We start from the raw sequence: 14,589 nt of genomic DNA on the forward strand, positions 1-14,589 counted from the left end.
TTGCCTCGTGTTTGCTCCATGAATCATCGGTCTTTGGAGCCTTCACCAAGGATGTGAGGTGGGGGTTGTTTTGGCCCTGTTTGGCGGGCGTTTAGTGCTTCCATAGAGTTTCCAAAAACTCACGTGGAGTAATAATGGGAATTCCCTCATATTCACCCAGGGCGAGTAAATGGCTGTCACCCGATATGAGACAATCGGGTTTTCCTGCTTTAATGCATTCTAAAAAGCGATTATCACTTGGGTCAGCTTTAATAACATTAATTTCTACATGGGGCAGAATCAAAATAGTGTTACTAAGAGTGATTAAATCTTGCAACAATTGCTGCCTTTCTTCTAAGGTGCCGACTTTGGCAAATTGTGGTCTAAGGAAGACCCCTATATATTCCGCTATAATCGCTGGGCTAACCACAACTTCGATTTCCCGTCTACCCAGAGATCTACTATACGGCCAGGTGGGCCTGCCGTCGCCAACAGACCTGATATAACTACATTTGTATCCAAAACTACTTTCATTTACCTTCTCTGTACTCCTTAATCTCTTTTTCTATATCTGCCGGAGTTAAATTATTCATAGCAGCTCTGGCTCTAACGTCAGCCAGGGCTGCTTTTAAGGCCAGCCTTTTATTTTCTTCGGCGGATTTCTGCAATAACCGGTATTTTTCGTAATCCATGAGCACAGCTTTAGGTTCACTATTGATCGTAATGATTACGGGCGAGCCATCCTTTAGAGATTCGATGTAGGAAGTAAGTTTAGGCCGAACCTCGTTTATGCCGGCTATGCGTTCCATCTTTACACCCCCTTAATCTTAACATTGACCTTTTCCTTAAGTGTAATATGCATTCTTGAGGTGATCAAGTATGACCAAGGGCCTGCAAAATTTCAGTAGGCAGTGAAAGGAAAAAGGCTAGAGGTAGCGGCCACCTGCCCCTGTGTGGTATAACAGGGGTGGAAAAACCTCAAGAGGTGGAAGAACGGCGAGCAGACACTTCGCCGGCACTTTTTATGCTTCCTTAAGGAAAGGAAGGAATCAATATGTCTACTCGACAACGAAAACTTCTTTTTTTGATGGGGTCATTCTTGCTCCTTAGTATTTTAGTCTTCGGATTAACTCGAGTTAGTGCTAGCAACCCGTATATGAAAATTTTAGTTCATCGCTTGCGGGGTATGGCTGGGGAAGTTCTGATAAAGGAGGGCGGCGGAATTGGGGAGAGAACCATTACAGGGGCTTATGTCCTGGTAGATAATAAGCTTAAAGAAACGCCAACCGAAACGGTTTCCATTACTATTAACAAAGGTAAACCAAACGAATATAGCTTTCAATTAGTGAAAATAATGAAAAACGGCCAGGTTGTCTCGGTTCGCCCGGCCAGAGAAGGCGGCCCTCTTTATCTTACGGTTGGTAAAAAGAGAGTAGTTTTTACGGATCTGGCTCACAAAAGTCTATGGGTAGCTGATCTTGCTACGCTTGATCAACCGAAGAATATTCAGCCCGAAGTCGTAGGCAATATATCCCAGCAAGATTTATATAAAAAGAAAGAGGAGTTGGCCAAGCGGGGAATAGATCCGGACGAACGCATTCTTTACTGGGTGAGCCAACCGATACTTTCGCCTGACGAGAATAACATAGCATTTTCTTCTAACCGGCTTGGCTATCCCGGAAACTGCAACTCGTCTTTATGGCTAACGGACCTGCAGGGCAATACCAGGTTGCTGGTAGACGAAAGGGATAGAGGCTCGATAGTACCGGTGTGCTGGGCAAATTATGAAGTGGTTATATACCAGGGAGCCGCCGGCGAACTGAAAAGTGTGAATGTGAATACAGGGAAAACCGAGGTCTTAGTTAATCATGAAATAATGATTACAGGTGCTTCTCCAGACGGTAAATATATCATTTACAATCCTTCAAAAGACGGGCTAGTTCAACCTGATCATTATGTGTTCAATTTTGAGGAGAGGAAGTCCTATTATATCGCTGTACCGGAAGGATTTAGGACGCAAGGCTTCTACGGATGGGATGAGGATAACAAAAAAGTGGCGTTTTACGTTCAAGATGCCCAGGCCAAGACTAAACTCCTCATTCTTGATTGTGCTTCCATGGCCGTAACTTCGCTGGACGCACCGGAAGGTAAGACTTTTGAGCAAGGTGGGAGCCCCGAGTGGGTAGATGGGAGAGTAATTTTTGCCGCCGGTGGCAAACTATACGCTTACCAAGAGATGGTAAAGGTGTGACTAAGAGGGTTCTTACCGCTTTATGCCTGGTGGAAATTTAGGGTTCTTGGGGTTTGCTACCGGATTACGTAATATTTCAGCCCGGTGATATTTTTACGCCTCAAGGAGGAGTTGTTCTAGGGCCCTCCCATGGACAGCAAAATATAAGGCAATAACGAAGGAAGGAGGTGGATATCTTGCAACCTTGGTATTTAACAGCTTTTATTCAACTCTTAGTCAAACTTTATCCAGTGATTATTGTCGCTGCACTGTTTTTCTGGTCAATAGGAATACTCTTTCCTCCAGAGCAGAAACAAACAACTGCTAGAATGGTCGTATTTAAAGTACTAATTTCCTTGTTACTGGCAATATGGTTCTCAAATTCATTGAACCTTTACCTGGGCCTAAGATAAAGATGTAATCGCATACTAACTTCCACCGCATGTCCAAAGCCAGGAGGTTCCCGGGGTGACTCACGCCATTCCGGGAAGCCGCTCGCCGCCATGAGTATACCGTAGCGGATTTGATGCGGCTTTACCACCGGTATCTTGAGAATGAGGACCATCTTTGGCGTATTCCCGGCTTTCTCTAGGGAAGCCTAATTGGATTTAAAAGCAAGCGAACAAGGGTAAGGGTAGTCAAATAGGCGTCTGATGGTAAAAAGAGGGAACCGCTTTCTAGTAGGAGGCCCGAAAAGACCCGCCGGCAAGACCGCGGGTCGCAAGTTCGACCGGCTTTTCTATTTTACGATCATCACCGAAGTCGCCTTAATCAGGGCAGTAACTCGGTCGCCTACGGCCAGGCCCAAGTCGTTGGCCGCCTCTCCGGTGATGAGCGCGGTTATGCTTTGTCTACCGCCGATGTCGACGACGACCTTCGCCATCAAACCATCGGTTGCGATGTGACGGACAGTCCCTCTCAACTGGTTGCGGCCGCTGATCTTCACCTTTACCACCTCCCTATTCAACAGGTTGCCCGCCTACTCCTTATAGTGTCCTCCTAAAGGCCCCGCTGCATAAGTGCTACGCCCCAGGGCGGGTTGTCGCAGGCCGGAGGTTAGGGTAAAGCATTTAGGGAATTTTTTTAGGTCAGAAGGGGCAAAATGCTAAACGGTGGTAATCCGGACTAAGCGGGAGGTAGGATATGAAGGCGATAATCATGGCCGGGGGCGAAGGCTCCCGGCTTCGTCCCCTGACCTGCCGGCGACCCAAACCTTTGGTTCCGGTAGCCAACCGGCCGGTCATGGAATACTGTGTGGATCTTTTACGCCGGCAGGGCTTTGCCGAAATCGGTGTCACCTTGCAATACCTGCCGGGCCTCATCCAGGAATACTTCGGTGACGGGTCGGACTTCGGCGTTCACCTGCACTATTTCGTGGAGACTACCCCCCTGGGCACCGCCGGGAGTGTAAGAAATGCTGCCCCTTTCCTGGACCAGACCTTTGTGGTGGTGAGCGGAGACGCCCTTACGGATTTTGACCTGCGAGAGGCCGTGGCCTTTCACCGGGAACGGGGGGCCCTGGCCACCCTAGTCCTCACCCAGGTGGAGAATCCCCTGGAATACGGGGTAGTCATTACCGATCCCGACGGTAAAATTAGAGCCTTTCTGGAGAAGCCGAGCTGGGGTGAGGTCTTCAGCGACCGGGTGAATACGGGCATTTATATCCTGGAGCCGGAAGTCCTGGACCTGATACCCCCGGACAGGCCCTTTGATTTCAGCAAGGACCTTTTCCCCCTGTTATTGAAAGAAGCTAAGCCCCTTTATGGCATTACCCTGGAAGGATACTGGTGCGATATTGGCAACATTACCCAGTATTGGCAGGCCCACCAGGACATCCTTTCCGGTAAGGCCAGGGTAAGGATAGTGGGGGAGGACCGGGGCAACGGCCTGGTAGCCGGAGAAGGGGTGGAAATACATCCCATGGCCGAAATCCGGGGGCCGGTCCTTATAGGGGGATTCTGCCGCATCGGGCCGGGAGCCAGGGTGGGTCCTTATACGGTGCTGGGATCATATTGCCGGCTGGGGGAGGGCGCTAGGGCGGAGCGGGCCATACTCTGGGACGGAGTGACCCTGGGCGCCGGAAGCCGGGTAGAGGGTGGCATTCTCCTCAGCCGCGTTTCGGTGGAAGAGGGGGCGCGGGTGCTGGAGGGAGCCGTGGTGGGGGACGCCGGCCGTATCCTGGCCCGGGCCGAGGTACGCCCTCAAGTGAAGGTCTGGCCGGAAAAATGCGTGGGCCAGGACTCCGTCCTGCGGGAATCCCTCGTCTGGGGCCAGGGTACCGGACGCCCCCTGTTCACCGGGAGCGCCGCCCCCGGGTTCTTAGGTGGGGACTTTACCCCCTCCCAGGCGGCCAGGCTGGGGGCCGCCTTCGGCGCCACCTTTAAGCCCGGCGCCACCGTAGGCGTTAGCGCCTTCGCGGGGCCCGCCGGCGATATGCTGGCCAAAGCCGTGGCCGCCGGCCTCATGAGTACGGGAGTCAAAGTAGTAGAAATGGGCCGCCTCCTTATGCCGGTATTCCGCTTTGCCGTGCGCTCCCTGGAGCTTAACGGGGCCTGCCACCTGAAGGAAGACGCCGGAGTGCGGGGTAAGGTGTGGCTGCACCTGGTGAACGGAAGGGGAGCCGACCTTCCCCCGGCAGACGTGCGCAAGGTGGAAAACATCTTCTGGCGGGAAGACGTCCGGCAGGTAGAGGGAGAGGAAATTGCCGAAGCTGCTTACCAGCCGGGCCTGGTGGAGGCCTACCTTGATTATCTGCTGGGCACCCTAGATACGGATAAGATAACCCGCCGCCGGGTGCGAGTGGCCCTGGGCTGCCAGGAAGGGAGCGCCGAAACGGCGTCACGTCTCCTTTCCCGGGCCGGGTGTGAAGTGATACGCCTGGACTTCGCTCCCCGCCGCACTTGGGGCGAGATCCAGCGGGAGCTCCCCTTTTTTGCCCGGGAAATAGGCCGCTACGGCGCCGAGCTGGGCGCCGTCATCGACAAGAATGCTGAAAGGCTTTTGCTCCTGGATGCGGGCGGTTTCCTGGTGGATGAGGCGCGGCGGACTGCCCTCCTGACCCGCATTTACCTGGAGGAAACCGAAAGCAAAACCCTGGCCCTGCCCATGGTGGCTCCCCGGGCGGCGGAGATCGTGGCTGCTGACCTGGGCGGGCGCATCCGGCGAGTCAAGAATCATCCCGGCCTGGTGCACCAGGCCGTACTGGAGGAAGACGGCCCCGGCCGCTACTCCCAGTTCAACCTGCAGTTCGATGCCCTGGCGGCCTTGGCCTACCTGATAGACTGGCTGGCAAGGCATGATCTGTCCTTGGCCGAGGCTGTAGACGGCTTGCCGGCCGTTTATCGAAGTACCAGGCTGGTCCCCTGTCCTTGGCAGGCCAAAGGAAGGGTCATGCGGTCCCTGGTAGGGGAAGAAGATGGGCGCCGGGTGGAGCTGCTGGACGGCATCCAAGTAAGCTATCCCCAGGGATGGGCCCTGGTACTGCCCGACCAAGAAGAACCCTTGTACCGCGTGTACAGTGAGGCCTTCAGCCAGGAGGCCGCCGAGGAACTGGCCGCCTTCTACGAGAAGAGACTGCAGGAGATTATCCGCAGGGGTGAGTCCCCCGGGCTTTAAACCTTAGGTTTCTGGCTTAGCCGGCAACCCGCAACCCGCAACCCCTTCCCCCGGAAACCGGCCGGCCTCTCCCCGGGCTGCCGGCCGCTAGTCTTTCTACCGGCCCGGGTCGGCCCAGAGCCCTTTTCCCGCCCCTCCCGGCTGGAGTATAATAAAGTGAGTGCTGATGAAGGCAAAGTGTGGATGGCACGGGAGAGAAATCGAAGACAAAGGAGGGCGCCTGTGTTGCAGATTCGGTGGCACGGCCGGGGAGGCCAGGGAGTGGTCACCGCCGCGCGCCTGTTGGGGCGGGCGGCGGCGGTTTACGGGGGCAAGTTTGCCCAGTCCTTTCCTTCCTTCGGCACCGAGCGCCGGGGAGCCCCCGTCACGGCCTTTACGCGGCTGGCCGACGGACCCCTCAGGGATCGGAGTCAAATTTACCGGCCCGATTGGGTAGTAGTGCTGGATGCTTCTCTCTTGGGGGGTGGGGATATATGGCAGGGCCTGGGGCCGGGAGGGTGCGCCCTGGTCAACGTTCCTCCCCCTTTAAAGGTTTCTCCTCCCTCCGACGTAAACCTCTACCGGCTGGACGCCGCTGGTATGGCCCGGGAGATCTTGGGGACCTTGCTGGTCAACACGGCCATGGTGGGCGCCCTGGCCGGCCTTACCGGTTGGGTTAATCTAGAGGCGGTCAAGAGAGCTACGGCCGACCTCCTGCCTGCTGCGGCAGTGGAGGAAAACTGGCGCCTGGTGGAAGCCAGCTTCAGGTGGGGAGAGGAAGTAAGGAAAGGCAGGCGGGAGAAATGATTCCGAATTTACCCACACCACATCTTAAGTTTCGTACCGGATCATGGCGGACGGCCCGGCCGGTGCTGCAGGCCGGCAGGTGCAACAACTGTTTAATATGCTGGCTTTTTTGCCCTGAGGGGTGCATTCAGAGAGAAAAAGGGTACATAACTATTGATCTCGATTACTGCAAGGGGTGCGGTATCTGCGCCCACGAGTGTCCGCGCCAGGCCTTGAAGTTGGTAGAAGAAGTTGTACCCGGCGGGGAAGAAGGTGAAACAAGTGCGTGAATACATAAACGGCAACGAAGCGGTGGCGCAGGCCGTACGCCTCGCCCGAGTGGAAGTGGTGGCTGCTTACCCCATCACGCCCCAGTCGCCGGTGGTAGAAGAAATAGCGGCTCAAATTGCCCGGGGGGAATTGGACGCCGAATATATTCGCGTAGAATCGGAACACGCCGCCCTGACGGCCTGTTACGGGGCGGCGGTGACGGGCATGCGGGTCTTCACGGCCACTTCTTCCCAGGGCCTGGCCTATATGTTTGAAATGTTGCACTATGTCAGCGGCAGCAGGGTGCCGGTGGTTATGGCCGTGGCCAACCGCGGCCTGGCCGCCCCATGGACCATCTGGGCCGACCACCAGGACAGTATTGCCTGCCGCGACACAGGGTGGATACAGCTTTATGTGGAAACCGCCCAGGAGGCTCTGGACACCTGCCTCCAGGCCTATAGGATAGCCGAATGCCCGGAAGTCCTGACCCCGGTCATGGTCTGCCTGGACGGCTATGTTCTTTCCCATACCGAGGAAATCGTGGAAATTCCCGCCCAGGAAGTCGTAGATGCATTCCTCCCGCCCTATAAGCCCCGGGAAGTAGTGGAACCCGAACGGCCATTGGTCTTCGGAGTAGGTGCCGGTCCTGATATATATCCCGCCTTCAAGCAGGCCCAGCAGGCGGCCATGGACCGAGCCCGGGACGTCATCTGCCGGGTGGATGAGGAGTTTTATAGAATTTTCGGCCGACGGTACGGCGGGCTGGTGGTTCCCTACCGCTGTCAGGGTGCCGAAGTTGTCCTGGTCACCCTTGGAGCTACCATGGGTACCGTCAGGGAGGTGGTGGACCGGCTGCGGCAGGAGGGCAGGAGGGTAGGTGCCTTGCGCCTGCGGGCCCTGCGCCCCTTCCCGGCGGAAGAGCTGCGGCGGGTTCTGGCCGGGACCCGGGTGGTGGCCGTCCTGGACCGCAACTGCTCTTTTGGCTACGAAGGTGCGGTCTGCACGGAGGTAAAGGCGGCCCTGCTGGGCCTGGAGAAGCCGCCGGCGGTAGCCGGGTTTATACTAGGCTTGGGCGGGCAGGACATCCGGCAGGCCGACATTGAGGATATTTTCCGGCGGTGCCTGGCTGCTAGCTCCGGGGCCGTGCACCAGGTAGCTGCGGCTCAATCCTGAGAGGCTGGGAGGGAAGACGGCGGTGAAAATTACAGAGCTACCGGAAGAAGAGTTGGTCTATGGATCCTTCGCCTGTGCCGGGTGCGGAGGCATCCTGGCCGTCAGGCTGGCCCTGAAAGTCTTGGGGCCCCGGACGGTCATCGTGACCACGCCCAGTTGTCTCCTGGGGGTTACCACCTTTTATCCCCAACTAGCCTTTAAAGTGCCCTGCGTCAACGTGACCTTCCCTAGTACGGCCGCGGCGGTGAGCGGGGTAGCCACAGGTCTCAAACGCCGCGGCAGGGAAGACGTCCACGTCCTGGGCGTGGCCGGAGACGGCGGTACGGTGGATATAGGGCTGCAAGCCCTTTCCGGCGCCATTGAGCGCGGGCATAATTTCATCTTTCTGTGCTATGATAACGAAGCTTATATGAACACCGGCGTACAGCGGAGCAGCTCGACTCCCCAGGGCGCTCGTACCACCACTACCCCTGTAGGGCTTAGAGGAAAGGGCGAGGACCGCGCCAAAAAGGACATGATGCGCATCGTAGCCGCCCACGACATACCCTATGCGGCCACAGCCAGCATAGGTTACCCCCAGGATTACCTGCGAAAAGTACATAAGGCCAAAGAAACAAAGGGGCCCGCTTATATCCACGTCTTGGCTCCCTGCCCGCCGGGGTGGGGCTACCCCAGCCACTTGACCGTGCACCTGGCCCGCCTGGCCGTCCAGACGGGGCAGTGGCCCCTGGCGGAGTATGAAAAGGGGCGTCTGACCCAGAAGAAGATCGATAACCCCCGGCCGATAGAGGAGTACTGGTCCCTCCAGGCCAGATTTGCCCATTTACTTTCTTAACATCATTTCCGCCCGGGCTTCGGCCGCCACCTCGCCGGTGGGCAGTTCGGCCCAGGCTTCCAGTTGGAAAAGGGGCGGTCGTTTCTTAACAAGCCGGCTGAAGAAGGTGAGCTCCTGCCCTATGGGTAGGGGCTTGCGGAAGCGCACCTCCATTCGGGCGGTAACCGCCCAGTAGCCCATCCGGGCCAGGTGGTTGGCCATTAATTCGTCCAGGATGGTGGTGATCAGCCCTCCATGGAGCATGCCGGGATAGCCCTGGTGGAATACGCCCGGGGTGAAACGGGTGCCAACGCAACCGTCTTCCCGGGCGAAAAATTCTAAATGCAGCCCCAGGGGATTATCGGGGCTGCAGCCAAAACAAAGATGCCGCTGGGCAGCCCTTTCGGGAGCACCCATAGGAATTAACCCTTCTTTCCAAGTTATCTCCAGGGAGTGACCTGGTGGCGGTAGAACAGGAGGGGCTTCGGGTCGGGATCCATGTCCGCGGCAACGACCCGGCCTACCACGATGACGTGATCCCCGCTGGTATATTGCCCTGCAACCTTACACTCCAGGTTGGCCAGGGCCCTCTTCAAACGCGGAGTATGTACCTTCCTGGACGGCTCCAGTTCCAGCCCCAGGGCTTTGATCTTGTCCGTATCCCTTCCGGAGCGGGAGCCGCAGAAGCTGGCTATTTCTTCCTGATCATGAGCCAGCAGGGAAAGAACGAATTCTCCCGCCTGCCGGATGAGCTCCAGCACATATCGCTGGGGATGGAGGGCTACGGTGATTTGGGGCGGGTCCATGGATTCCTGCGTAACCCAGGCCACGGTGGTGAGGTCGTGGACCTCCCCTTTTTTGGCCCCTATAACCGCGCAGGGGCACACAAGCAGTCCCAACGCTTCTTCAACACGCGCCTCGCGCATGGTTAGATACCCCCTTGGTAAGTTTTCCTCTACCTTCCTGTATTATTATACCATATGGTCCGACGGCGGGCTGACATTTGCCGACGGGCTGAACCTTTGCGGCCTTATCCCCGTTCCTCGCGCGGAAAGGGCAGACCGCCGCCGAAAAAGCTCTAACCTTGGCAGCAGCCGGACGGGATCAGACCGAAACCGGGACTGCACCCCCCACTTTCTCAGGCCTCGCTGGCGAAGACCCGGTAGTTTAGGTCCGGGAAAATGTTGTCCCTTTCCTCTATTTCCCGCAGCCTTTCTTCGTTTATTTCCTTCCTCTCCATACCGGCCTTTAACTCCCAGAAGTGGAGGAGGTGTTTTTTAGTCCTTTCCACTGCGTACTCCACCATGGTGCCCGTTTTCATGATAAAGGCCCAATCGCTGCTCTGGGCAAGCAAGAGCTCGCGGGCCGCTTGGTTCAAGGCCCGCTCTTCCAGGGGGCTGGGGCGGACATAACGGTTGGCTAAGGTGATCATGGCCTCGGCGGCGTTGTGGAGGTGGCGGTAGATCCAGTCGTTGGAACCGTCCAGCCATACTTCGTTGTAGCCGTGGTTCCCCCAGCTGGACATGCACGGGGTGGCCGGCTGATTCTTGGGGAAGCGCTCCAGGTAGTCGCTGGGGGTAAGAAACCCAAAGGGCCGGTGGCTTAAGCCCGCCACCTGGCGGAAAAGGGATTCCAGCCACTGGGGACCCTCAAACCACCAGTGGCCGAAGAGCTCGGCATCGTAAGGGCAGACTATGAGGGGCGGCCGGTCCATATGGGCGGCCAGGTACCGTATCTGGTGTTCCCGGTTAAAAAGAAAATTGCCGGCATGGATTTGGGCTTTCCGGCTGGCCCACTCGGGAACGTAGGGCTCCTTCAAATTGGTCTTACCTGTGATGCGGTAATACTTCAATCCCGTATCCACCCTCAGACCTGAGGGGTGGATGTAGGGCCTTATATATTCGAAGTCCAGATCATAGCCTATGTCCCGGTAAAACTCGCGATAATCGAAGTCCCCGGGATAACCTTCTTGGGCGCTCCACACCTGTTCGGAAGATTCCAGGTCTCGCCCGAAGGCCGCGACACCGGAAGGGGTCATAACCGGGGCGAAGATGCTGTACCGGGGACGGGGAGTGGCGTAAAGGAGGCCATGGGCATCCACGAAAAAGTATTTCAAGTTGTACCGGCGCAAGATGGCATCGTCTCCCGGGTTGTAGCCGCACTCAGGCAGCCACAATCCCTCCGGGGGCTGTCCGAAAAGGCGGATGTGATTTTGAACGGCCGTTTGGACCTGGGCCCTTACCACTTCCCGCTGCAGCCCGATGAGGGGAAGATAACCGTGGGTGGCAGCACAGGTTATCATCTCCACGGCCCCCGCTTCCTGGAGCTCGCGCCAGGCGGCCACCAGGTTGCCCTTATAGAAGGTGTAAGTACGGTAGGTATCCTCAAACAGTCTTTGATACATGCGGGCCACAACATGGAAGCGGGCATCATTGCGGGTGCGCCAAACCTCCCTGGCGGCCAGCTCCCGCAGGCGTTCCAGATAGGCCAGGTAGCGCCTCTGGATAAAATCGTCGGCCATCATGCTGGCCAGGGGAGGGCTCAAGGAAACCGTCAGCCGGACGGGAACGCGGTCTTCCAGCAGCCGCTGCAGCACCCGGATAAGGGGTACATAAGTTTCTGTAACCGCTTCATGGTACCATTTCTCGGCCAGGGAATATTCTTCTTCGGGATGACGCACATAGGGCAAGTGGGCGTGGAGTACCAGAGCCACGTAGCCTAAGGGCATAACATCACCTTTCTAGGGTACTTAAGACCGGCGGTTAACCAGGGCCGGAGAGCTCAAACCGGCCCCGCCCCTACCCACCGCCTGCCAGCAAGCCTCTATAGGAGGCCAGAGGGGATCGATTACCTGGCTAGGCCGGTCGGCCGGAGTGGTCACGATATTGGACCGAACCAGGACGATAAAGCCGTGCTGTGGGTGGAGGCGACCTAAGTCCACGCAAAAGGTGCTGTTGGGTTTGCCCACCGGGATGTACCAGTTATCGGCGAAATCGGTAATGGCGATTTCAAAATAGGGGGCATGAAGGAAATCGTGAGGATTGCGAGTCAGATCATAAACCCGTAAAACGGGCCTGGATTCCTGCCAAGATCCGGCCCCGTAGAGCCGCTCGAACTCTTCCATTTTATCCCCCGTTATCTCCCAGTAGGCGTAGAGCCAATAGGGATCCTTGACCAGCAGCACGATCTGATCCTTACCGTATTTGCCGGGCAGATCGGCCGGGCGTTCAGGAAGGGAGGGCATGGCCTTGCGGGCTACCGGGCGGCTCCTCATAGCTAAATACCAGAAGGTTCCTGTCAGGGCAATGAGAAGGATTAAGATTAAAGCCACCAGCATATGTTCCTTCCCCTTTACTCCGAGTTGAACTTGCGTCCAGCTCTTCCGCCGTTCAGGCGGCAAATAATCTGCTACCCTTGGTGGAATAATGGCTTAAGGAGTTTAATTCATGCTTATTATGTCCAGAAGGACGAAGTTTATTTTACAGGGGCTGCAAGCATTTTTTGAGACTTTAACCCGGTGGAGGAAAGCAGCATTGCCGCGGGAATTATCCTTGGGAAACGGGCGCTTGTTAATCAATTTCGATGGAAGATTTAATATGCGCGATCTCTACTATCCCTATGTGGGCTGGCCTAACCACATAAGCCATTTGGGCGGGGAAAAAAGCAGGATCGGCCTCTGGATCAATGGCGAGTTTACGTGGCTGGAAGAATCCGGTTGGGAGCTACAGGTGGGCTACAAGCCGGGAACTTTGAACGGACGGGTCCAAGGGGTAAACAAGGCCCTGCAGGTGGCCCTGGAGATAGAGAACGGCGTCCACTACCGCTGGGACGTCTTTCTGGAGAAGGTAACGGTGCACAATCTGGCCCCCATTTACCGCGAAATCAGGTTATTTTTTTACCACGATTTCACCTTGAACGAATCTCCCCTGGGTGATACGGCTGCCTACCTCCCGGACCGGGGGGTAATCCTCCATTACAAACGCGGCCTCCATTTCCTCATTAACGGGCGGGCGGGCAGCGAGGGCTTCTTCCAGTACGCCACCGGCAACAAGCGGTTTCGCGGCGCAGAGGGCACCTGGAGGGACGCGGAAGACGGGCACCTGGAGGGCAACCCCATTCACCACGGCTCCGTGGACAGCACGGCGAGTTTCCGCCTGTACCTGGCTCCGGGGGAAAAGGGAGAAGTGCGCTACTGGATCGCGGCAGGCCGGGATTGGCCCGAAGTAGCGCGTGCCAACGGGGTGGTGCTCTCCGCCGGCCTGGATCGCCTGCTGGCCGAGAACGGGGCCTACTGGCAGGCGTGGGCCCGCAAATACGACCGCGATTTCGGCGACTTACCGCCACCGGTGGTGGATCTGTACTACCAGAGCCTTCTGGTGATCCGCACCCAGAGCGACAGCGGCGGCGCCATCTTGGCTGCCAGCGACAGCGACATTCTGTACGAGGCGCGGGACCACTACGGGTACTGCTGGCCGCGGGACGGCGCCCTGGTGGCGGCGGCCATGGACCAGGCAGGCTACCCCGAAGTCTCTTTTCCCTTTTATTATTATTGCTCCCGGGTCCTGGATCCCAGGGGATTTTTTTATCAAAAATACAATTCCGACGGCACCCTGGGTTCCAGCTGGCTACCGCCGGTACACGGTAAGAAGAGCATTATCCCCTTCCAGGAAGACGAAACCGCTCTGGTCCTCTGGGCCCTAGGTGAAGCCTGGAAAAAGTACCGGGACTGGCGCCTGATTAACGATCTCTACCATACCCTGGTCCGGCCGGCCGCAGAATTTCTCCTGTCCTACCGGGATGCCCGCACCGGCCTTCCCCTGCCCAGCTACGACCTGTGGGAGGAGCGCCGGGGCGTTTTCACCTTTACCGCCGCTTCGGTTTATGCCGGCCTTAAGGCCGCCGGTCTGCTGGCCCATTATGCCGGAAGGCCCGAGGAAAGGGATAAGTACCGGAGGGCGGCGGAACAAGTAAAGAGGGGAATAGGAGAACACCTGTATTCTCCCACCCTGGGACGCTTCGTGCGCGGTATCTATGGAGACGACGAAGGCCGGGCAAAAGTAGATCACGTCTTGGATGCCAGCCTGTTAATCTTGGGAGTCCTGGAGGTCTGGCCCGCGACGGATCCCCGCCTGCGGCGAACCGTCGAGGCTGTGAAACAGGGCCTCAGAGTCAACACCCAGGTGGGCGGTATCGCCCGCTATACAGGTGACTACTATTTCCGCCGCAGCGAAGATCTCCAGACCGTCCCCGGAAACCCGTGGTTCATCTGTACCCTGTGGCTGGCCATCTGCCTGGCCAAGGCGGCCCGGGGATTGGAAGAGCTAGAAGGGGCGCGCGGGATCTTAGAATGGGCGGCCGCCCGGGCCACCCCGGCCGGCATGCTGCCGGAACAGCTCCACCCTTACACCGGCGAACCCCTTTCCGTCTCGCCCCTTACCTGGTCCCACGCCACCTTTGTCAGCGCCGTAGAAACCTACCTGCGCTGCCGGCGGCAGCTCCAGGAAAGCGGCAGCCCCGGCGGTCAGCCCTGATGTATCTCCACTTTTTAGCCGGGCAGATTTAGCTCCCGCTCGCTCCGTGAGCCTCGCGGACCAAACTTGCGCTCAATTTTCGGCCTCCGGCGGGGTTCCCGGCTCATTCGGCTTCCGTGCCTCAGGAGCCAGCCTCGGCCGTCCATGGCCTCGGCCCCGCCTTCGGCCTCAGTTTCGCTAAGTTTGGTCTTCCGCTCGGCTCAAGTCGCTCG

Annotated in this window: 13 protein-coding genes and 1 pseudogene; 7 read left to right on the forward strand and 7 right to left on the reverse strand. The window is 57.4% G+C overall.

Annotation, left to right across the window (positions count from 1 at the left end):
* Window positions 1-91 precede the first annotated feature (91 nt).
* Window positions 92-513 (reverse strand): annotated as a pseudogene (locus tag TAMC210_RS03550) (putative toxin-antitoxin system toxin component, PIN family).
* Complete coding sequence (locus tag TAMC210_RS03555) at window positions 510-788, reverse strand: type II toxin-antitoxin system prevent-host-death family antitoxin (RefSeq protein WP_173297403.1); 279 nt, start codon at window positions 786-788, stop codon at window positions 510-512. Before TAMC210_RS03555 ends, TAMC210_RS03550 begins: the two are co-directional and overlap by 4 nt.
* Window positions 789-1,165: 377 nt before the next feature.
* Here TAMC210_RS03555 and TAMC210_RS03560 point away from each other — a divergent pair, with 377 nt between their 5' ends.
* On the forward strand, window positions 1,166-2,230 hold the full coding sequence (locus TAMC210_RS03560) for a PD40 domain-containing protein (protein WP_173297404.1): 1,065 nt from the start codon (window positions 1,166-1,168) through the stop codon (window positions 2,228-2,230).
* A 718-nt stretch (window positions 2,231-2,948) separates the two neighbouring features.
* On the opposite strand, the gene TAMC210_RS03565 is transcribed toward TAMC210_RS03560, so the two are convergent.
* Entirely contained in the window at window positions 2,949-3,176 is a 228-nt protein-coding gene (locus tag TAMC210_RS03565) for a TOBE domain-containing protein (protein WP_217267235.1), read from the reverse strand.
* 176 nt (window positions 3,177-3,352) lie between these two features.
* Here TAMC210_RS03565 and TAMC210_RS03570 point away from each other — a divergent pair, with 176 nt between their 5' ends.
* The 5 genes from TAMC210_RS03570 to TAMC210_RS03590 all read left to right on the forward strand — a co-directional run bounded on the left by TAMC210_RS03570 (window position 3,353) and on the right by TAMC210_RS03590 (window position 8,867).
* Entirely contained in the window at window positions 3,353-5,824 is a 2,472-nt protein-coding gene (locus tag TAMC210_RS03570) for a sugar phosphate nucleotidyltransferase (RefSeq protein WP_173297405.1), read from the forward strand.
* Between the two features lie 222 nt (window positions 5,825-6,046).
* A complete protein-coding gene (locus TAMC210_RS03575) occupies window positions 6,047-6,610 on the forward strand; it encodes a 2-oxoacid:acceptor oxidoreductase family protein (RefSeq protein ID WP_173297406.1) in 564 nt (187 codons plus the stop codon).
* Window positions 6,607-6,879: a 4Fe-4S binding protein gene (locus tag TAMC210_RS03580; RefSeq protein WP_173297407.1), complete on the forward strand. Its 273-nt coding sequence runs from the start codon at window positions 6,607-6,609 to the stop codon at window positions 6,877-6,879. The genes TAMC210_RS03575 and TAMC210_RS03580 overlap by 4 nt, the downstream gene beginning before the upstream one ends.
* Complete coding sequence (locus TAMC210_RS03585) at window positions 6,872-8,032, forward strand: transketolase C-terminal domain-containing protein (protein ID WP_173297408.1); 1,161 nt, start codon at window positions 6,872-6,874, stop codon at window positions 8,030-8,032. Before TAMC210_RS03580 ends, TAMC210_RS03585 begins: the two co-directional genes overlap by 8 nt.
* 22 nt (window positions 8,033-8,054) lie before the next feature.
* Window positions 8,055-8,867, forward strand: coding sequence for a thiamine pyrophosphate-dependent enzyme (locus TAMC210_RS03590; RefSeq protein ID WP_173297409.1), 813 nt, complete (start codon window positions 8,055-8,057; stop codon window positions 8,865-8,867).
* Here TAMC210_RS03590 and TAMC210_RS03595 read toward each other — a convergent pair.
* From TAMC210_RS03595 to TAMC210_RS03610, 4 genes are all read right to left on the reverse strand, one after another.
* Entirely contained in the window at window positions 8,856-9,263 is a 408-nt protein-coding gene (locus tag TAMC210_RS03595; protein ID WP_173297410.1) for a PaaI family thioesterase, read from the reverse strand. The two genes, TAMC210_RS03590 and TAMC210_RS03595, sit on opposite strands and share 12 nt — an antisense overlap.
* Before the next feature lie 23 nt (window positions 9,264-9,286).
* The gene (locus TAMC210_RS03600; protein ID WP_173297411.1) at window positions 9,287-9,772 is read right to left on the reverse strand and encodes a flavin reductase family protein; all 486 of its coding nucleotides are present in this window, start codon (window positions 9,770-9,772) and stop codon (window positions 9,287-9,289) included.
* A 212-nt stretch (window positions 9,773-9,984) separates the two neighbouring features.
* Window positions 9,985-11,574: a glycoside hydrolase family 57 protein gene (locus tag TAMC210_RS03605; protein WP_173297412.1), complete on the reverse strand. Its 1,590-nt coding sequence runs from the start codon at window positions 11,572-11,574 to the stop codon at window positions 9,985-9,987.
* A 21-nt stretch (window positions 11,575-11,595) separates the two neighbouring features.
* Window positions 11,596-12,183: a DUF4912 domain-containing protein gene (locus tag TAMC210_RS03610; RefSeq protein WP_173297413.1), complete on the reverse strand. Its 588-nt coding sequence runs from the start codon at window positions 12,181-12,183 to the stop codon at window positions 11,596-11,598.
* Window positions 12,184-12,379: 196 nt separating this feature from the next.
* Between TAMC210_RS03610 and TAMC210_RS03615 the strand changes: the two genes are divergently transcribed.
* Window positions 12,380-14,377 carry a glycoside hydrolase family 15 protein gene (locus TAMC210_RS03615; RefSeq protein ID WP_173297414.1) on the forward strand — a complete coding sequence of 666 codons (1,998 nt, stop codon included), beginning with the start codon at window positions 12,380-12,382 and terminating at the stop codon, window positions 14,375-14,377.
* Window positions 14,378-14,589: the final 212 nt, after the last annotated feature.

It is taken from the genome of Thermanaeromonas sp. C210 (genome assembly GCF_013167955.1).
Taxonomy (GTDB): Bacteria; Bacillota; DSM-521; order Neomoorellales; family Neomoorellaceae; genus UBA12545.